Genomic DNA, 19,998 nt, shown 5'->3' on the forward strand with positions numbered 1-19,998 from the left:
ACTAAAGCTATAAAAAATAAAAAGAGGTCTGTTTATGAAACGAAAACCATTAGTTATCGTCCTTTCCTTATTAGCTTGTCTGCTTTTGGCAGGTGGTGCCGTAGTTGCCTACCGCCAATCGGGGTATAAGATTTCAGCTGCCCAAGCTAGACGTATTGCGCTTAAAAATGCTAACGTTTCAGCTGATGATGTGACTTTCACACGGACACAAAAAGAGCGTGATGATTGGCGTGCAACCTATGAACTGGAATTTTACACCGATAAGGCCGACTATGATTACACTATTGATGCTTTATCTGGTCATATTCTGGAAAGGGATACAGAAGTTCAGGAAAAAGCGGCAACCGACTCAAGTCCTTCTAGATCCGACTCTAAGACCGCAGACTCCTCATCGAGCTCGCCTGATTCGTCGTCCCAACAAATTTCCGCTGATGAAGCAAAAGCTAAGGCCCTCAAAGATGCCGGACTAGAAGAATCAGCTGTGTCAGACCTTGTTGTCCACAAGGAAGTAGACGATGGTGTGACAGTCTATGAGGTAGATTTTAACGATTTAGCGGCTGGTCTTGACTACGATTACACGATTAATGCTCAAACAGGGGCCATTATTGCAGGGAATTCCGAGCCGATTAATGATTAAAAGAATGGCAGCAAGTGCTAAGAAGGCATGTTTCTGTGAAAAACCGCTTGCGGCCTTTTCTTTTTGCTATAATAGGGCTATGGATTTTATCGTAACAACAAGTCTGAGGCAAGATCAATCTTTGGTGCAGCAGGCTAAGAAACTGGCACAGAAATTTTCGGTCACCTATGTAGAACGGCGCAAGCGCTCACTAAAGCAGCTTTTAGCAGACTACCGTACGGTTTTAATGATCTATCAAGATCAGCTGGTCTTGACATATTCGGATGGCAGTCAGCTCTATTTTCACCCAGATACAGCTATGCTGAGAAGCAAGGCAGCCTACGACCCTCTTGTAGATTTGCTGGCTCCTGCTCCTAAAAGTGTCCTGGATACAACAATGGGCTTAGCCAGCGATAGCATCGTGATGGCTGCAGCAGGCCATCAAGTAACGGCCTTAGAGGTTAACCCCCTGATTCATCTTATCGTCAGTCATGGTCTGCAAACTTTTAAGACCGCTAATGACCGGTTAAATAGAGCCATGCGTTCAATAAAAACGTTCAATCAAGAAGCCCTCTCTTATATGAACCAGTTGCCGAGTAAAAGCGTTGATACTGTTTATGCCGACCCCATGTTTTCACACCGTATTACTGAATCTAACAACCTCAGCGGTCTTATTCCTCTAGCAGATTTTAGGGGCTTATCAGAGCTCTTCATGCAGGAAGCCCAGCGAGTGGCTCGTCAATCTATCATCATTAAAGCCCATTTTCGCGACGATAGTTTCGAGCGTTTTGGCTTTGTACGCCAGATTAGACCCAACCAAAAATTCCACTACGGCATAAGGTATCTATCTTAGTATAAAAACCCAGCATCCATTTTGAATAGATGTTGGGTTTTTTGGGTGAATCGAGATGTCGTTGGCAGGAAAAAATTAATCACAAGCAGCGTTAATCCTGCTTGTGTTTTTCCCGTGCCCGTCTGCGAGCATGAAAATTGAGACGGGGAATAATAAAACAAGTAGCTGCAAGGATTAAGGCGATACCAATATTATAATGACGCAGGATCCACATGGCAATAATCCCCAAGATAACCACTCCGATATAGGGCAGATAGTTGTTTCGGGCAAAGCGGTAGAGACGGCGATTATAAATAGAAGTGGCATAAAGCGCTGGATAGAAGACCAAGAGTCCCAAGCTGAGGAGCATCAAACCGTAGTCAGTATGATGACTGTCAGCTAGACTTTCAATACCGCCAGTTACCATATTAATAGCAATAATGATAGCTAGGTGAGTGTAAATCAAGACTAATCCTCTAGTTTCCTGATGGTGGTTGATAGTGAGAAAGATCTGTGAAATATAAGCCACAAACATGAATGAAATCCCTGTAAAAAAGAGAATACCTAACACAGGTGATTTGTAAAGCGGAAAGGTTTGAATCAGTCCGACTACTGTCTCCCCAAAGGTAATAATCGTAATTAGCTGGAAGCGTTCAACCAGATGGGGAAAATTAAGTCGGCCAATCTCAACCTCCTGACTGAATAAGAAGGGGAAAATCCAAGGAACCAGCCAGAGAAGGAAGAATTTAGCATCACTCGTTTTAAAAAGGTGAAAGACCGTAGCAGCCAGTATTAAAGCTGTAAAATAAAACAGAATCAGCCCCAGTCGCTTCATAGATGCTATCATATCCGCATTAAAACCAATTTTACGTCCCCTCAGATAATACTGAAAGGCAATCAAGCCATGGGCCAGAATCAAAAGACTGTTGTAGAGCAGGTATTCTCGTGTCCCATAGTGATTTAACCCCAGCATAAGTCCGAAGTTTCCAGCGATAAACATGGCAGGAATATTTAAGTAAACATCCAGTCTATCTCTCTCTCCGTACTTATTAAGATAAATCGTCTGATACATCCAGATAGACATCAAAAGACTGCTTGAGACGAGAAAAGAAATCATGCTGTCCCCATCAAAACTGTTAGTATGTAAGAAACTAATTAAGCGTGAGACGGCTAAAACAAAGACAAGATCGTAGAACAATTCATAGTTCGATACTCGCTTAGCAATAATTTTTGACATATACCCTCCCTATTGTCGATGCTAAAAATAGATAGTAATAAAATAGAACTGCCATAATCTGCCAGTTCTTTTCATATGTGATAATTAAGCCCAAGAACAGTTTATTCCTGTTTATTCAAGAGCCTAGGGGTTTAACTCAGTGAGATAGTTTGCGGTCAGCTTCCAGATAAGAAGTGTCATTCCAAGACAGCAACTCAAAATGCTTGCCGTCTATGCTTTCTAAAGTGGTTACACTGCCGTTATCCAATCCGCCGTGATTGCGCAGCTGCCCTGATTCAAAACCTAGCAAGTAATTGACAGCAGCAGTGAAGCAGGCACCGTGACCAATTAATAGGACATTTTGATCATGGTCGTAGTCTAGATTGGCTACAAAGTCGGCAACCCTCTGTGTAGCATGATAAACTGATTCCGCTTCAAAAAAGGTATTATCAAACTTAGCGAGGTTATAGCGAAAAGCCTGCATTTGCTTAGGGTAGATAGCAGCAATAGTAGCTATCTTCTGCCCCTCTAAGCGTCCCAGGTCCCACTCCCGAATGGCCTTTTCTAGGAAAATTTCTGCTGGATACTGGTTTTCTTCCATGATAATAGCAGCCGTCTCTCTGGCGCGCTTAAGATCGCTGGAATAAACTTTATCGAAGTGGGTATCGGAGAGATAGCGCCCCAACTCTTTTAATTCTAGGATAGATTGCTTTAAGAGGGGAGAGTCTCCTTTAGAACCCTGAAAGCGGCCTTCTAGGTTCCACTGAGTTTTACCGTGTCTGACAAAATATAAACGCATATTTAAACTTCCTATTCTTAAATAGTTTTATAATCTGATGTTTAAAAAAGAAAAGCTGACAGTCCGAAAAAACGACTGGAAAAGCAAATCTTTATATGTGTAGAATAAGGGCTTGCCAAGTACTAGCACGCAATCTTTCTGCACGGGAAGGCTGAAATTAAAACACACTAATCTCTTTACTCTTTAATATCAGCAAACTCAGCTGAAACAAAATCAGCGAGCGCCTGGCTGTCAATACGAATAGAGCGCTTGAGCTCGCCAGCCGATACAATTATCTGTCCCAATTCGAGAGCGATATTATCAATATAGATAGGGAATTTATGCTTCTGGCGGATACCAACCGGATTGTTGGCGCCGTGAACATACCCTGTGGTCTTCTCCAGTTCTTTTTGCGGAATCATAGTGATCTTTTTATTGCCGGATACCTTGGCTAACTTTTTTTCTGAAAGATGTTCTGTAATAGGAACAATACCGATAATCGGACCAGTCTTATCTCCCTTCAAAGCTAAGGTTTTGAAAATATCAGAAGGTTCAATACCTTCAGGGTACTGAGCGTCCAAACCATTAAAGTCTAAAGAATCGTGTGGAACTTTGGCCTTGTCCAAAATCTGATCCACCAAGGTCTTTTTTACTTTCGTTTTTTTAGCCATACTTCCTAAAATCTCCAATTATAATCAGATTTATTATAGCATATTCCCTCTAATTAGAATAGGCAGACTACAAAGCTATTGCGCCCTGCACATGAACAGGGAGATCTTTGAATATTGAAATTCAAAAAATATTATTATTGCATAAAAACTTTCATAGATCTGTCCTGTAAAGACCTTGTCTGTATGAAAAAAGACTAGGCCATTTCCTAGTCCAACTACCAAGCTATTCCTTGATTTTTCCAAACAGCTTCTCAAAAGTCTTTCGAGCATCCTTATTAGGATTGATTTGATTCAGATCCAAAATATCATCAAAGCCAGGTAGGCTGCCTTGAGATGTATACTGATGCAAGTCGTAATCGACATCAGTTTGAGGCTGGGCTTCGTAGTAACCGGAATCTGAGCCATAGGTCGGTAACCAAACAGCATCAAATTTCTTAACGGAAATTTCCTGCTCAGTCATGAAGTAGGTACCGATGTAAATACCGACATGCTCGGCTCCCAAACGTTTGAGTTCTGCACGGAAAGCCTCGACCCCTCTGTCCATATTTCTCATCGTGTCCTCTTCGACATCGATCCAGTAATAAGTGGGTTTATAAGGAGAAGCACTGTTATAGAAAATCTTAGCCTCCTCCCTCATTTCCTTTTCAGATCGCCCTAAGGCATAACTGTAAACAGCAACGGGGATATCACGTTTTTGAAATTCCTTAATGTGGGTTTTAAAGGATTTATCGACACCAGTGGAGTGAGCGGCATTACTGTCTTTTGAAATTTGTGATCCTCCGTAAACACGGACGATAGCACCTGAAATATTTTTTGAGAGTGCGTCGTAATCAATTTGCTTAGGCAGCTGCCACCCCGAAATGTCGACAATCGGTTTTAATTCTAATTCGTTGTCTGACGAACTTGACGCAGATGTCTTTGGCAGGCTGGTGGAGCTAGCTGAAGGAATATTTTTCCTAGCTGTTTGCAAGGCTGTGCTGCGAGCATTCATTATCACTACAGACGCAATACTTAAAAAAAGCCCTACCAGAGCCAAAAAGACATAAACGACAATCGGTTTAATTCTTTTTCTCATTACATTTCATTTTAACGTAATTATGCGAAAAAAGCAAAACCGTAAGCCCGATATTCGGCTTGAAAGCTAAAAAACTAAAAATTATTAATTAGTAATATCTTTTTGAGCCCCTTGCTGCTTGCTGCAAAGTTTGACTGATGGGACAAATAAGAGCCAACTTGACTTTATCGCAGTAAAAGTGTTGCTAGCTAACGTATCATCGATTAACTCTGAAAGAGTTCCTCATAAACCAGCGATTGACCTTCTCTTAAACTGACAAGAGGATATAGAAAACAGTTATAAACAAGCATAGAAAATATATATTTTACAACTATAGTAACCGGTGTTAAAATAAAAGCGAGTTTTGAAAATTGTAGACAAAACTGGAAGTGAAACAGGACTGCCCACCCTTTTCGCCAGAACTCTGCGGTGTTCAGCGCTCTAAAGGCAGACTCTTGCTGCTTGATCCGCGGATATCTTTAGCGGCCCTTCATTTGGTTAATCAATTTTACTAACCAAACGAAGTTAGTGGGAGAGGTAGCCAATTCACCATAGTGATTGGCGTTTGTTATCAAGTGCGAAGCGCTTAGATAACAAACCTCTGCCGTATCTTAGTAATTGACCCCGCCTACGACTCTGTGAAATTAGACTCGCCCTCCTAGAATCTTCGGGGATTCTTCGTCAGGCTCCCTAAATTTCTTTGAGTCGCTTAACGGCTTGGTATCTTAGTAAAGGAGTAATATTATGTCTAAAATTCAGTACCATTTCGATCATGTCGGCAGTTATCTGCGTCCTGCGGCTTTGAAAGAAGCGCGTGAGCAATATGCTAAAGGAACTATCAGTCGTGCAGATTTACTGACCCTACAGGATAAACTGGTCGCCGAACTGGTTCAGCATGAGGTTGCTAGCGGTCTAAAAGTTGTATCAGATGGTGAGTTTGGACGTTCTTGGTGGCACCTTGATTTTCTTTGGGATTTAAACGGATTTGAAGCCTATGAGCAAGAGGATTCTTATAAGTTCCATGGGGCTAAAACAAGGACAACGAATGTGCGGCTGACAGGTAAGGTAACTGAAAATCCTGACCACCCTTTTTACCGCGATTTTGCTTATCTTAAGTCTATTACACCTGCTGGTGTTCTACCTAAGGTCACTATTCCCAGTCCTTCTCTGGTTATTAACCGCGACCACCGCTCAGACTTGGCGCTGGACTACTATGAAACATGGACAGACTTTCTGGACGACTTAGCTCAGGCTTATCACGATACTATCAAACATTTTTATGATTTAGGAGCTCGTTATGTTCAACTAGACGACACAACATGGGGCTATCTTATTCAGCAGTTTGAAGACCACAAGGATGATCCAGAAAAAACAAAAGAACTGCAGCAAATCGCCCAAGATGATGTTTATACCATCAACAAGGCCTTGGCTGACTTACCATCTGATCTGACTGTGGCTACTCATGTCTGTCGTGGCAATTTTAAATCGACCTATCTTTTTGAGGGAGGTTACGATTCGATAGCCAAATACTTAGGTCAGCTAAACTATGATCTTTTCTTCCTCGAATATGATGATACCCGCAGTGGCAGCTTTGCTCCTCTTACTGATATTTGGAATAATCGCAAAGGCGTTGAAATTGTACTTGGATTGATAACGTCTAAAGATCCTGCTTTAGAAGATGTAGACCAAGTCATTGCCCGCATCAAAGAAGCTGCCCAACTAGTGCCGCTGGAAAATTTGGGACTTTCAACCCAGTGCGGCTTTGCTTCGACAGAAGAGGGCAATACCCTAACAGAAGCCGATCAGTGGCAGAAACTCCGACTCATCGGCACGATTACGGATAAAGTGTGGCAGTCCTGAGGGCTGTCATATGAAAAAACATAAGACAATTAAGAGAGTCCCAGTAGGCTCTCTTTTAATTAGTCCAGAAAGGTAAACTGCTCTGGTTACAATAGCAGAGCTTACTGGGTTTATTCACACTTTGGATAAGGCTTACCAAATGCCGGTCATAAATTGTTTTGGCGGCTTCATCTGCGAATTGATAGAGCCCACTGTGCTGTAAGCATTGTTTCTCCTAACCGTTTACCAAGCTGTTAAATCAACCATGATGATAAGACGTTATTGCTGCGCAAAAGCTAGACCTTGAATCGCTTATGTCAAGGTCTTTTTTATTGGGGAATTTTTTTCTTTCAGTAATCTGCCTAGTCTATCAAATATCAGAGGGCACATTTTTGAACACTCAAATGTGTGAGTCTTGGTCTTTTGTAAAAGCGCTTACATTGTTAGAATGAAGCCATAAGGAAAAACAAATTATTAGATAAAGGAGTAGGATTATGGCTATACTGCTTGATATTCTGAACTGGTTTTCGCAAAACATTTTGCAAAAACCAGCCTTCTTTGTAGGTATCTTAGTTTTGATTGGATATCTATTATTGAAAAAGCCGCTGCATGATGTATTTGCAGGTTTTATCAAAGCCACCGTCGGCTATATGATCTTAGATGTTGGATCTGGCGGCTTGGTAACAACTTTCCGACCAATCTTGGCGGCTTTAAACTACAAGTTCAAGATTGGTGCTGCTGTTATTGACCCTTATTTCGGATTGACAGCTGTCAATGAAAAAATTGCCCAGGAGCTTCCAAAATTTATCGGGACAGCAACGACAGCTCTTCTAATAGGCTTTTTCTTCAATATTCTTTTGGTTGCTCTTCGTAAGGTCACTAAGATTCGTACCCTATTCATTACTGGTCATATCATGGTGCAGCAGGCCGCTACAGTGACTTTGATGGTCATTCTCTTGATACCAGCTTTTCGTAATCAATTCTGGGGAACAGTGGCTGTGGGTATCTTGTGCGGTCTATACTGGGCTGTTAGTTCTAATATGACAGTTGAACCAACTCAGCGTTTAACTGGTGGCGGTGGCTTTGCAATCGGCCACCAACAACAATTTGCTATTTGGTTTACTGACAAAGTTGCCCCCAAACTGGGTAAAAAAGAAGACAATTTAGACAACCTCAAATTGCCAGCTTTTCTGAATATTTTCCATGATACGGTCGTTGCTTCGGCCACCCTGATGTTGGTCTTCTTCGGAGCCATTCTAGTTATCCTGGGGCCCGATATCATGTCTAATCAAGAGGTTATCACGACAGGTACGCTCTTTGATCCGACAAAACAGTCTTTCTTTATGTACGTCATTCAGACAGCCTTTACCTTCTCAGTTTATCTTTTTGTTTTGATGCAAGGGGTTCGGATGTTTGTCGGTGAGCTGACCAACGCCTTCCAAGGAATTTCTAATAAATTGCTGCCTGGTTCCTTCCCAGCCGTTGATGTTGCTGCTTCCTTTGGATTTGGGTCTGCCAGTGCGGTTCTCTTTGGATTTGCGACCGGTCTTATCGGCCAGCTAGTGACAATTATTCTCTTGATTGTCTTTAAGAATCCGGTTCTTATTATCACTGGATTTGTGCCAGTATTCTTCGATAATGCAGCCATTGCTGTTTACGCTGATAAGCGAGGCGGCTGGAAGGCAGCGGTTATCCTGTCCTTCATCTCAGGTGTCATTCAGGTTGCTGTTGGAGCTCTGGCTGTTGCCCTTCTTGGTCTAGCAGAATTTGGCGGCTATCACGGCAATATTGACTTTGAGATCCCTTGGGTACCCTTTGCTTACCTCTTCAAGTATGCCGGCCTTATTGGCTACATTCTTGTTGCCCTCTTTTTATTGGCTATTCCGCAAATTCAATTTGCCAAAGCCAAAGATAAGGAGGCTTACTATCGTGGTGAAGTAGCTGCAGAAGATTGATGGATCCAATAATTATAAATAAATGAAAGTTAGGAGATATTATTATGGTTAAAGTACTTACAGCATGTGGAAACGGTATGGGTTCCTCAATGGTCATTAAAATGAAAGTTGAAAATGCTCTTCGTCAACTAGGCGTATCTGATATTGAATCGGCTTCCTGTTCAGTTGGTGAAGCTAAAGGCTTAGCCTCCGGTTACGATATTGTTGTTGCCTCCAATCATCTGATTCATGAATTAGATGGGCGCACTAATGGGCATCTGATCGGCCTTGATAACCTCATGGATGATAATGAAATCAAAACCAAGCTCGAAGCAGCCTTGAAATAGTTTCAGATATAGGCGAGAGAAAGGAGGGTACTCCTAGAGAAAGATTTTTCCTTGGAGCAACAAAATAGAAGGGCGAAGAAAAACGATTTCTGTGAATCATGACTTTTTGCAGATAATCTTATGAATTAGATAATTTTTCGGGTGGTAAAAACCATCGTGGCTCTATCGTTCCTTGTCTAAATCTTTTCTGGGTTTTCCAATGCATACTGTGCAAGCTCAGCTTCTATTTCCACTTATCCACTGGATAAGTAGAGCGGCTTAGCGACACTCCGTTTGGTTAGTAATTGGCATAGCAAACTACCATGGTAGTTTGTGTAGTAGAGCAAGACCTAAGGTCTTAGCGATACTTTGTCAATTGAACACGGGCTAAAAGTTCGGGATTTGGATAAGTCTCCTTGTGTGTCAAGCACACGGCGTCGCTCCCCTATTTTCCTATCGGAAATTTTCGCCAAGCGAACCGACCCTTAGTATCTTAATAATTGAACACGGGCTGTGGACTTGGCTAAAAAGATAGCTTCTCCTAGAGTCTTTTGGACTCTGCGTCAAATCTTCTATTTTAGCTGTGTCCACGGGCGCCCTTAGTATCTTGGTAATTGAACTCGCCTACGACTCTGTGAAATTAGACTCGCTTTCCTAGAATCTTCAGCGATTCTTCGTCAGGCTCCCTAAATTTCTTTGAGTCGCTTAACGGCTTAGTATCTTGTAAATTGAACTCGCCTACACTCCTGTGGAATTAGATAAATGTCGCTCGATTCTTAATGAATCGTCACTCCATTTCCTAAATTCCTTTGGAGTGCTTAACGGCTTAGTATCTTAATAATCTAACCCGCCTAGGTTTCTGTGGAATTAGATAAAATTTTCTAGGTGTTTTGTCACCTGCGTCAATTTTCCTAAATTCCTTTGGAGTGCTTAACGGCTTAGTATCTTAATAAAAGGAGTTGGGCATGAATTTAAAACAAGCCTTTATTGAAAATGACTCTATCCGCTTAGGATTGTCAGCATCAACATGGGAAGAAGCCGTGAAACTATCGGTTACTCCTTTGATTGAAAGCGGTGCGGTCAAAGAAGAATACTACCAAGCTATCATTGATTCTACTAAAGAATATGGTCCTTACTATATCTTAATGCCAGGTATGGCCATGCCTCATGCTCGGCCAGAAGCAGGGGTAGAACGAGATGCCTTTTCCCTGATTACTCTTAAAGAACCTGTCCGCTTTTCAGACGGAAAAGAAGTTCAGGTCCTACTAGCTCTTGCGGCCACTAGCTCACAGATTCACACATCGGTAGCTATCCCGCAAATCATAGCCCTCTTTGAACTAGATCACGCGATTGAGCGTCTTGTTGCAGCTAAAAAGGCCGAAGAAGTCCTAGCTATGGTTGATGAATCTAAAAACAGTCCCTATCTAGAGGGCTTGGACTTAGATAGTTAGTATAAAAAACAAGGAGTCCTTCTTTCTATAAGGTGCTGGGCTACTTTGTTTCGTTTGGTAGTTTAGTTTTTCCTTGAGAGGCTAGGTATTATATTTTAGAAAAAGAAAGGAACAAGACAATGTCAAAAACTCTTCCTAATTTACAAGTAGCCCTTGATCACTCAGATTTGCAGGGTGCGATTGCGGCCGCTGTTTCTGTTGGCCAAGAAGTCGATGTTATCGAAGCTGGAACAGTTTGCCTCCTTCAAGTTGGCAGCGAATTAGTAGAAGTTCTGCGCAGTCTCTTCCCTGATAAAATTATTGTCGCAGACACCAAATGTGCTGATGCCGGCGGAACGGTAGCTAAAAACAATGCAGTCCGCGGTGCTGACTGGATGACCTGTATCTGCTGCGCAACGATTCCAACCATGGAAGCAGCCCGCAAGGCTATCGAAGCAGTCCGCGGAGACCGCGGTGAAATTCAGATCGAGCTCTATGGTGACTGGACTTACGACCAAGCACAGCAATGGCTGGACGCTGGAATTTCACAAGCTATTTATCACCAATCGCGCGACGCCCTGCTGGCAGGCGAAACTTGGGGAGAAAAAGATCTTAATAAGGTCAAAAAATTGATTGATATGGGCTTTCGTGTATCTGTTACAGGCGGTCTCAATGTTGATACCCTGAAACTCTTTGAAGGAGTGGATGTCTTTACCTTTATCGCCGGTCGTGGTATTACCGAAGCAGCAGATCCTGCTGCTGCAGCCCGTGCTTTCAAGGACGAAATTAAACGAATCTGGGGGTAGGTTATGACACGTCCAATCGGTATTTACGAAAAAGCCACACCCAAACAGTTTACTTGGCTAGAACGTTTGAATTTTGCTAAGGAGTTGGGCTTTGACTTTGTAGAGTTATCCATTGATGAATCAGATGAACGTTTAGCCCGTCTGGAATGGTCAAAAGAAGAGCGTTTAGACTTAGTTAAAGCTATTTTTGAAACGGGTGTGCGGGTGCCAACCATTACCTTTAGCGGCCACCGCCGTTTCCCGATGGGATCCAATGATCCTGAAAAAGAAGCGCGTGCTATGGACATGATGAAAAAATGCATCATCTTTGCCCAAGATATCGGCATTCGCAATATTCAGCTGGCAGGCTATGATGTCTACTACGAGAAAAAGTCGCCTCAAACGCGGGGGCGCTTCATTAAAAATCTGCGTCAGGCCTGCACTTGGGCAGAAGAGGCTCAAGTCATCCTCTCTATTGAAATCATGGATGATCCTTTCATCAATTCTATTGAAAAATATTTGGCTATTGAAAAGGAAATTGATTCACCCTATCTGTTTGTCTATCCCGATACAGGCAATGTCTCGGCTTGGCACAATGACCTCTGGAGTGAATTTTACAATGGGCACCGCTCTATCGCAGCCCTCCACTTAAAAGACACTTATGCTGTTACAGAAAGCTCAAAAGGGCAGTTCCGTGATGTGCCTTTTGGTCAAGGCTGTGTTGACTGGGAAGCCATGTTTGAGGTGTTAAAGAAGACCAACTACAACGGCCCGTTTTTGATTGAAATGTGGTCAGAAAACTGTGAAACAGTTGAAGAAACACGGGCAGCTATCAAGGAAGCGCAGAATTTCCTTTATCCACTAATTGAGAAAGCGGGGTTACGATAAATGTTAGTACCAGAATTAAGAAAACGTGTCTATGATGCCAATATGGAATTGCCGGAGCATGGCTTGGTAAAATTCACCTGGGGTAATGTGTCAGCCATTGACCGCAAGCAAGGCTATATTGCTATCAAACCATCAGGTGTTGCTTATGACGAACTCTCTCCTGAAAATATGGTCGTGACTGATCTTGATGGCAATATTGTTGAAGGCGATCTCAATCCATCATCTGACCTGCCAACCCATGTTGAGCTTTATAAGGCTTGGCCTGAAATCGGAGGCATTGTCCACACTCACTCAACTGAAGGCGTAGCCTGGGCTCAGGCTGGACGTGATATTCCTTGCTACGGAACCACTCATGCAGATACCTTTTACGGACCTATTCCTTGTGCCAGAGCCTTGACAGCCGAGGAAATTAATGGGGAATATGAAAAAGAAACCGGCAAGGTTATCATCGAAGAATTCGCCAAACGCAGCTTAGAGCCATTAGCCGTTTCAGGTGTTACAGTGCGCAACCACGGACCTTTTTCTTGGGGCAAGGATGAAAAATCCGCTGTTTACAACGCAGTCGTATTAGAAGAAGTAGCACGTATGGCTCGTTATACAGAGGCTGTTGATCCCCAGGTCGAAGAAGTGCCGCAAGCTTTGAAAGACAAACACTATCTGCGCAAACACGGTAAAAATGCTTACTATGGGCAAAAAGGCTTGGAACACTGATCACTAATAGTAAACACCCTCCCAACTGCTGTAGTCAACGTATTTTTCTATGAGAAGACTCAACTGATATGCTTGTTCCAGCTTCTAACTCTTTGTTGTCTTAAGTTTTCCTGCCTTTTTGTTCTTTCCAAGTCAAAGTGATATAATGGCAGAGACATTATAGGAGTGGGGGGAAGACGATGTTTGGTAAGGTGACCATTAACGATATTGCTAAGTTAGTAGGTGTTTCAAAGGCGACAGTATCCTACTACCTTAGTGGAAATTACAAGAAGATGTCACCCGCAACAAAGGAGAAAATTAGGCAGGCCATAGAGGTAACAGGCTATCAGCCAAGTAAAGTTGCCCAGAGTTTAGTAACGCGAGATACTAAAACAATTGGGGTCGTGATTGCTGATATTACTAATCCTTTCATTTCTTTTGTTATGAAAGGAATCAATGATACTTGCACCTTGCATGGCTATGCTGCTACTTTTACAAATTCAGATAACGATTTAAATCAAGAATTAGATAATCTAAGAAGATTAGATCAAGAAAAGGTATCTGGTGTTATTTTAGATTCGGTCGATGCCAATAATCCCATGATTAAAACATTGGATAACCAAAAGATGGTCATGGTCGATCGGCAATCTAAGAACCTAACTCTGGATACCATAGTTTCCGACAATACCTATTCGACCAGTAAATTTTTGAAAAAAATGCAGACTGCCGGCTATGAAGATATCTATTTTGTAACCTTTCCCATTACGGGGATCTCTACACGGGAAGCCCGTTATCGAGGTTTTACAGAGACGGTAAGCAGCGATCCTTCCAAGTTAATTACACTGGGAGAGGCTGAAACAGAAAAAAAGATTTTTTCGATTATTGAAAAGGCGCAAAAGCGGACAGCTTTCTTTATGATGAATGGTCCTACTCTTTTAGAATTTATGAAGATGCTAAACAAAACAGATTATCGCTACCCTGATGATTTTGGTCTGGGCTCATATGAAGATCTTGATTGGATGGAGGTTCTAAATCCCAATATGTCGTGTATCCGTCAAGATTCCTATGGGCTTGGCTGTGTCGCAGCAGAATGCCTGATTGATAAAATTAAGCATGATGACCAGACTTATAAACCTCAGCTGATCGAGGTTCGTAATGATATCGTACTTCGAAAATCTTTTTAATGGGTTTAGAATGGTTTGAGAAAGGGAGGCAGCAGATAATGGTTTCTCCCTTTTCTTTTTCAATTTTAGATAAGAAAACGCTTGCAAAATATTTTTGGTGTGATATACTCGAGATAGTGAAGGAAGGTTAAACGTTTAACCAAAAAACGTTATTTATTTTTTGATGATTTAGTTAAACGATTAACTTTAATTTTGGAAGGAGTGTAGAGTACAAATGGAAGTCAAAAAAATATTATCGGAGCCTTTACAATCTAGCTATTCGGTAGCCCGACTTCAGCATCAAGATGACGATTATTTGCTGGTAGCCTCGGAAGTTGAAGATGCTTGCTTTGCTTATGACCTCAATCGTTCTTTTGAAAGGACGGTCATTTGGGATGAAATCGGAGGAACTATGAGTATCATCCAGATTCCGGGAACTCTTGATTTCCTAGCAACCCAAAAATTTTACCCTGGCTTTAATGCTAAATCATGTCAAATTGTCAGAGGAAGCTTTTCAGAAGGGCGCTGGACAATTTCCAAGCTGGCAGACTTTCCCTATTTACATCGTTTTGATCTCATTGAACAATCTGATGGCAGCCTTCTCTTTGTTGGTTGTACCATTGCCAATTCTAAAAGTTTTGTTGAAGACTGGTCCGATAAAGGAAAAATTGTTGTCGGACGATTCGATAATCAAAATAATCAGCTGACTGATTTACGAACGCTCCCTCTTAGACTTTGTAAAAATCACGGTTACTACAGTGTTAAAGAGGAGGGGTATTCCTTGATAACAGGCGTTGAAGGAATTATAAAGTTAACCTACCCAGAGTATTCGGATACAAATGACTGGCGATTGGATTTGCTCTTTGGTGAAGAAACAAGCGATATCGTCCAGATTGATTTGGACAGTAACGGCGTTAAAGAAAATGTTATCATCCAAGCATTTCATGGTGATAAATTGCGAGTTTTGAATAATGACTTTACAGCAGAAATTTTTCATCATCCCCAAAAGACTCCTTTTGGGCATTCGATCTGGTCAGGCTATTTAGATGGACAGCCAGTGTTTGTATTTGGATGGCGATCTGATCAGGCTGATTTAATGCTCTACCGAAAGGTCGACGATAAAATTCAGATGGAACTGATTGACTCGGGCGCCTCTTCAAGTAACTGCTTAGCTTTTGAAAAAAACAGTAGAAATTACATTTTTTCTGCTAACAATGGACGCCATGAAGTGGCTTTATACCAGATATCTTTCTAAGAGCCTAGTTCGTGTTTTACAGGAGGTGACAGACCACGTATAGAAAGTGTTAGTCTAGCAGATTACCAAGCAGTTGGTAAAGCTTTACAGTTGCTTCAGAAAGGAGAATTTCTCCAAATTGTGGACGGATAGTATCCAAGTAGGATACTTATCTACGAATCCTATCTTATCAATTACTGCGTCAAACTGTTCTAGCTAAAGTAGCTAATATTAAACAGGACTTTTGTCTCAACCTCGTTTGTTTCCAAGTGCTCAGTACTTAGGGAACAAACCTCTGCCGTATCTTAATAAAGGAGATGAACCATGATTCAAACGCTAATGGGAATTTTATTATTACTGGTTTTTCTAGGACTAGTTGTTTATGCTGTCAAAGGCGGTAATCTGATGATTGGTATGCTGATTATGGCTATTCTATGGACCGTTATTCCTTTAATTGGCAATATATTGGTCAAGGATCCTCAGTTTATCGCCGATAACAAAGATGTTGTCACAATGTCTTTTAAAGATGTTTTAACCAATGTCTTTCAAGCAGGGCCGGAAGGCTGGGGACCAGTCTTAGTTAACTTCTGCTTTGGTGCATGGTTTGGCCGTGTTATGCTACAAACCGGCATTGCATCATCGATTATCAAAAAAACTGTTGAGTTGGGCGGCGATAAACCTGCCATAACAGCAACCTTACTCTTGGCAGTAACAACAGCCATCTTTACCAGTATGTTCGGTGCAGGTGCTGTTGTTGCTATCGGTGTTATCGTACTGCCGATTATGCTGACTCTAGGTGTCCCTAAGACTTTTTCCTTAGTTGCTTTTATGCTCTCTATTGGATCAGGACTCTACATCAACCCTTTGATCTTCAATCAGTACCAAGCTTTCTATCTAGGTCCTAAGGGTGAACAAACTTATTTCTACAATGCAACTTACTTACATTGGGGATTCATCGCCTTAGCCATTCAGCTGATAATCGCTATTATGATTATTGTCATTTTTGCAAACCGAAAGAAACGCGTTCACGCCTGGGCTGCCAAAACACCTGCTAAAGAACAAGAAGACAGGGTACCGGCTTTGGCTCTGCTGACACCATTTATTCCGGTTGTATTGGCAATTGGCTTTCAAGTTCCAGTTATTCTTGGTTTCCTTATTGCTAGTTTTTATGCCCTGGCAATCTGCGGCTATCTCAAGAGCTTCAAGGCAACTGGCGATATCTTCAATAAAACCTTCTATGATGGGGTTATTGACACAGCTCCCTTGGTCGGCTTCATGCTGATTATTCCCATGTTTAATAAGGCCTCAGAGCTAGCTGTTCCCTACTTTAATGCTTTGTTAGGAGGGGTTATTCCTCACTCTACCCTTATTATTTGTCTAGCTTTTGCCATTCTAGCACCTTTGGGCTTATTTAGAGGACCGTTTACACTGGCTGGTGCAGGAGCTGCGACTTTAGGCATACTAAAAAGTATTGGTTTTAGTACAAATCTGCTCTTCCCTTTGATGTATACGCCAACGATTACGATGAATATTTCATCTTGTATTACTCAGTCTTGGATTATTTGGGGTATCAACTATACCAAGGTAACGACTAAAGACTTCCTTAAGATTAGTATCCCTAGCGGTTGGGTCATCAGTGCTATTTTAGCTATGGTTACCTACTTTATGTTCGGTTAAAGGGGGATAGGTTATGTCAGGTAGAAAAGTAAGAATGGGAATTGATGTTGGCGGCACCCATACCAAAGCGGTAGCCATTGATAATGATACGCACGAGATCATTGGAAAGTCCTCCGTAAAAACAACCCATGATGATGAATTTGGTGTAGCCACTGGTGTCGTCACTTCCTTTGTCAACTGTATGCAGGAAAATAATATCTCTCCAGAAGATGTTGTGTTTGTGGCCCACAGTACGACTCAAGCAACTAACGCGCTATTGGAAGGAGATGTAGCTAAGGTCGGCGTACTGGGAACTGCCGGCGGTTTCTTTGAATCATTTTTGGCTAAGCGCCAGACTCATCTTGATGATATTGATTTAGGAACGGGGCGCTACATCAGGATTGTTAATGAGTTTCTGCCGGGAAGGGAATTCACCCAAGAAAAGGTTAATAAAAAACTGGATAGCTTAGAAGCACAAGGTGCTCAGGTGATCATAGCTTCCTCTGCTTTCGGGGTTGACGATGCCACCCCTGAACAAAATATTTTAGGTGAAGCTGAGAGCCGGGGGTTAATGGCAAGTACAGCGTCTGAAATCACCAAATTGTACGGTTTGACTCGTCGGACACGGACAGCGGCTATTAACGGCAGTATCCTGCCCAAAATGCTGGATACTGCTAGGCAGACAGAAACAAGCGTCCACAATGCTGGTGTTGAAGTGCCCTTGATGATTATGCGCGGTGATGGCGGTATCATGGACATTTCAGAAATGAAAAAACGGCCTGTTCTTACGATGTTATCGGGTCCTGCAGCCAGTGTCATGGGGGCACTGATGTACTTACGGGCTTCAAATGGAGTTTATTTTGAAGTTGGCGGAACCTCTGTTAATATCGGCGTCATAAAAAATGGCCGGCCGGCGGTTGATTATTCTATTGTTGGCGGTCATAAGACCTATATCAGCTCCTTAGATGTCCGTGTCTTGGGTGTTGCTGGAGGCAGTATGGTACGTGTGTCCAAGGATGGTGTAGTAGATGTCGGGCCCCGCAGTGCCCATATCGCTGGTTTGGATTATGCTGTTTTTTCGGAAACAGAGCGCCTAGAAGATTGTGAATTGGATTTATTCCAGCCTAAGGATGGAGATCCGGAAGATTATGTCCGGCTCCGCCTAAAGGATGGTTCTTATCTGACCATTACTAATAGCTGTGCTGCCAATGTTTTAGGCTTAGTTAGTCCTGATGAGTTTTCTTATGGAAATGTTGAGGCAGCCCGTTTAGCCATGAAACCTGTGGCCGATTACATAGGAACTAGTGTTGAAGAGCTGGCTGAACAAATACTGCATAAAGCTTATGAGAAGATTGAACCTGTCATTATGGAGTTGGCGGAAAAATACAAGCTGGGGCATGACCAAATTTCCTTGATTGGTGTCGGCGGCGGAGCAGCTTCACTGATAGGTTACTGCGCTGATAAGATGGACATCAAATATAAAATTCCAGAAAATGCGGAAGTTATTTCTTCTATTGGGGTAGCTCTTTCCTTGGTTCGCGATGCTGTAGAACGGGTAGTTCCCAATCCAACACCTGAGGATATCCGCTCTATTCGGCAAGAAGCCATTGACAGGGCTGTTGAAAGCGGGGCGGCACCAGCGACAGTTGAGGTGCACGTAGAAATTGATTCCCAAACGTCGAAATTAACAGCCATAGCTTTGGGTTCTACAGAAGTTAAATCCATGGATCTCCTATCTGCTGCGACACAAGAAGAATTGATAGCCTTAGCAGCCGAAGATATGGGCGTGCCAGCAGAAAAGGCTGCTATGAGACTGGATGGTGAGTTCTTTAAGATTATTGGCCGAACAGACGGTGATGAGGCTATTCGTATTTTGGACACCAAAGGCTTTATTAAAGTTCAAAGCAGTTCAGGAACAGCAGTAGAGATCCAGGTAAAAGATTATCAGGAGGCTGTTGCAGATTTTTATGAAAAATTGGCCGTCTTCACGACAGACAGCGTTTTGCGGCCGGACTTTTATATCTGTGTCGGTCCAAGAATCATGGACTTCAATGGCAGTATGGATTTTGAGCAAATTCTCCTTTTAATGTCTGTTGAAATGGACATGCTGGATCCTGACGAAAAAGTTATCTTAGTGGCGGTTAAAACACAATTATGATGAATATGAATATCAAGAAAATTTTCTTTCCTAATTCGCAGGCTCCTCCTAAACCGGAGGCAACAGACGCTGCGAGTGTACCAGACTTTGAGACCTTTGTGGAATTGGTTATGGCGATTCCAGAAGAAAAATTTTATCAGGATGCCCTAAAAGCAGATCCTGTTTATGGGCGTATGACAGAAGAACTGAAGGCAGAACTGATTGCTGAAGCTGTCATCTGGGGTTCTGATTATGCTGAAAGTGTTAAAAAAGAAGCCCCTAATCTTTCTGTCTTATTGGAAAGAGAAGGGATTATTTATACCAATCCACCTAGACCGAATGGCGGTAGCTATCTTATTTTTGCCCAGTATGTAGAACCCAATAAAATCACAGTTTTTCAGGACAGTATTGATAAGTTTTTAAATTTGGTGAGTGGAACCAAATACCAGCATGACTTTTCAGAAAAAGCACTTAAGCAGCTGCTGATTGCTCATGAATATTTCCACTATTTAGAATTTAAAGATGCAGCATCAGTGATTACAAAAACGAAAAAAATGGTTTTATGGTCCCTTCTGGGGTATCGTTATCAGACGACCTTCATTTCCTTAAGTGAAATGAGTGCCATGGCTTTTGCGAAAGCTTATCTGGGGTTAGCGTACTCTCCATTTATTTTGGATTGTCTGCTCACCTACGCTTACAACAAAGAAATGTCTTACCAAATTTATCAAAATATAAGAATGGAGTAGAAA

At 42.1% G+C, this 19,998-nt stretch carries 18 protein-coding genes; 14 read left to right on the forward strand and 4 right to left on the reverse strand.

Features of this window, described 5'->3' with window-relative positions; translation table 11 throughout:
* Positions 1–34: 34 nt before the first annotated feature.
* Complete coding sequence (locus tag AC4HAO_RS05110; protein WP_491134770.1) at positions 35–637, forward strand: PepSY domain-containing protein; 603 nt, start codon at positions 35–37, stop codon at positions 635–637.
* Between the two features lie 79 nt (positions 638–716).
* Entirely contained in the window at positions 717–1,469 is a 753-nt protein-coding gene (locus AC4HAO_RS05115; RefSeq protein ID WP_491134858.1) for a class I SAM-dependent methyltransferase, read from the forward strand.
* 91 nt (positions 1,470–1,560) lie between these two features.
* Here the strand turns inward: AC4HAO_RS05115 and AC4HAO_RS05120 are convergent, their stop codons facing one another.
* The 4 genes from AC4HAO_RS05120 to AC4HAO_RS05135 form a co-directional block, all read right to left on the reverse strand.
* The gene (locus AC4HAO_RS05120; protein WP_491092609.1) at positions 1,561–2,685 is read right to left on the reverse strand and encodes a low temperature requirement protein A; all 1,125 of its coding nucleotides are present in this window, start codon (positions 2,683–2,685) and stop codon (positions 1,561–1,563) included.
* A gap of 136 nt (positions 2,686–2,821) precedes the next feature.
* Positions 2,822–3,463: a histidine phosphatase family protein gene (locus AC4HAO_RS05125; protein WP_491134771.1), complete on the reverse strand. Its 642-nt coding sequence runs from the start codon at positions 3,461–3,463 to the stop codon at positions 2,822–2,824.
* A gap of 176 nt (positions 3,464–3,639) precedes the next feature.
* The gene (locus tag AC4HAO_RS05130; RefSeq protein ID WP_491134772.1) at positions 3,640–4,113 is read right to left on the reverse strand and encodes an aminoacyl-tRNA deacylase; all 474 of its coding nucleotides are present in this window, start codon (positions 4,111–4,113) and stop codon (positions 3,640–3,642) included.
* A gap of 223 nt (positions 4,114–4,336) precedes the next feature.
* Positions 4,337–5,188, reverse strand: a complete 852-nt coding sequence (locus AC4HAO_RS05135) for a glycoside hydrolase family 25 protein (protein ID WP_491092606.1) — start codon at positions 5,186–5,188, stop codon at positions 4,337–4,339.
* 723 nt (positions 5,189–5,911) lie between these two features.
* Here AC4HAO_RS05135 and AC4HAO_RS05140 point away from each other — a divergent pair.
* The 12 genes from AC4HAO_RS05140 (at position 5,912) to AC4HAO_RS05195 (ending at position 19,995) form a co-directional block, all read left to right on the forward strand.
* Positions 5,912–7,027 carry a vitamin B12 independent methionine synthase gene (locus AC4HAO_RS05140; RefSeq protein ID WP_491134773.1) on the forward strand — a complete coding sequence of 372 codons (1,116 nt, stop codon included), beginning with the start codon at positions 5,912–5,914 and terminating at the stop codon, positions 7,025–7,027.
* Positions 7,028–7,500: 473 nt separating this feature from the next.
* Positions 7,501–8,961 carry a PTS ascorbate transporter subunit IIC gene (gene ulaA, locus AC4HAO_RS05145; RefSeq protein ID WP_491134774.1) on the forward strand — a complete coding sequence of 487 codons (1,461 nt, stop codon included), beginning with the start codon at positions 7,501–7,503 and terminating at the stop codon, positions 8,959–8,961.
* A gap of 44 nt (positions 8,962–9,005) precedes the next feature.
* The gene (locus tag AC4HAO_RS05150; protein WP_447451612.1) at positions 9,006–9,287 is read left to right on the forward strand and encodes a PTS sugar transporter subunit IIB; all 282 of its coding nucleotides are present in this window, start codon (positions 9,006–9,008) and stop codon (positions 9,285–9,287) included.
* A 944-nt stretch (positions 9,288–10,231) separates the two neighbouring features.
* Positions 10,232–10,717 (forward strand): PTS sugar transporter subunit IIA, encoded by a 486-nt coding sequence (locus AC4HAO_RS05155; RefSeq protein WP_491092603.1) that lies wholly within the window; start codon positions 10,232–10,234, stop codon positions 10,715–10,717.
* A gap of 119 nt (positions 10,718–10,836) precedes the next feature.
* Entirely contained in the window at positions 10,837–11,502 is a 666-nt protein-coding gene (locus AC4HAO_RS05160) for a 3-keto-L-gulonate-6-phosphate decarboxylase UlaD (RefSeq protein WP_491134775.1), read from the forward strand.
* A gap of 3 nt (positions 11,503–11,505) precedes the next feature.
* Positions 11,506–12,369, forward strand: a complete 864-nt coding sequence (locus AC4HAO_RS05165) for an L-ribulose-5-phosphate 3-epimerase (RefSeq protein WP_491134776.1) — start codon at positions 11,506–11,508, stop codon at positions 12,367–12,369.
* Positions 12,370–13,080, forward strand: a complete 711-nt coding sequence (locus tag AC4HAO_RS05170; RefSeq protein WP_491092599.1) for an L-ribulose-5-phosphate 4-epimerase — start codon at positions 12,370–12,372, stop codon at positions 13,078–13,080. It begins immediately after the preceding gene.
* Positions 13,081–13,259: 179 nt separating this feature from the next.
* Positions 13,260–14,243, forward strand: coding sequence for a LacI family DNA-binding transcriptional regulator (locus AC4HAO_RS05175; protein ID WP_491134777.1), 984 nt, complete (start codon positions 13,260–13,262; stop codon positions 14,241–14,243).
* Between the two features lie 214 nt (positions 14,244–14,457).
* Positions 14,458–15,477: a hypothetical protein gene (locus AC4HAO_RS05180; protein WP_491134778.1), complete on the forward strand. Its 1,020-nt coding sequence runs from the start codon at positions 14,458–14,460 to the stop codon at positions 15,475–15,477.
* A 303-nt stretch (positions 15,478–15,780) separates the two neighbouring features.
* Complete coding sequence (locus AC4HAO_RS05185) at positions 15,781–17,133, forward strand: citrate transporter (RefSeq protein ID WP_491092595.1); 1,353 nt, start codon at positions 15,781–15,783, stop codon at positions 17,131–17,133.
* A gap of 13 nt (positions 17,134–17,146) precedes the next feature.
* Positions 17,147–19,270, forward strand: a complete 2,124-nt coding sequence (locus AC4HAO_RS05190) for a hydantoinase/oxoprolinase family protein (RefSeq protein WP_491134779.1) — start codon at positions 17,147–17,149, stop codon at positions 19,268–19,270.
* Positions 19,267–19,995 carry a hypothetical protein gene (locus tag AC4HAO_RS05195; RefSeq protein ID WP_491134780.1) on the forward strand — a complete coding sequence of 243 codons (729 nt, stop codon included), beginning with the start codon at positions 19,267–19,269 and terminating at the stop codon, positions 19,993–19,995. The genes AC4HAO_RS05190 and AC4HAO_RS05195 overlap by 4 nt, the downstream gene beginning before the upstream one ends.
* The last annotated feature ends 3 nt before the right edge of the window (positions 19,996–19,998 follow it).

It is taken from the genome of Streptococcus sp. ELY_137 (assembly GCF_058314515.1).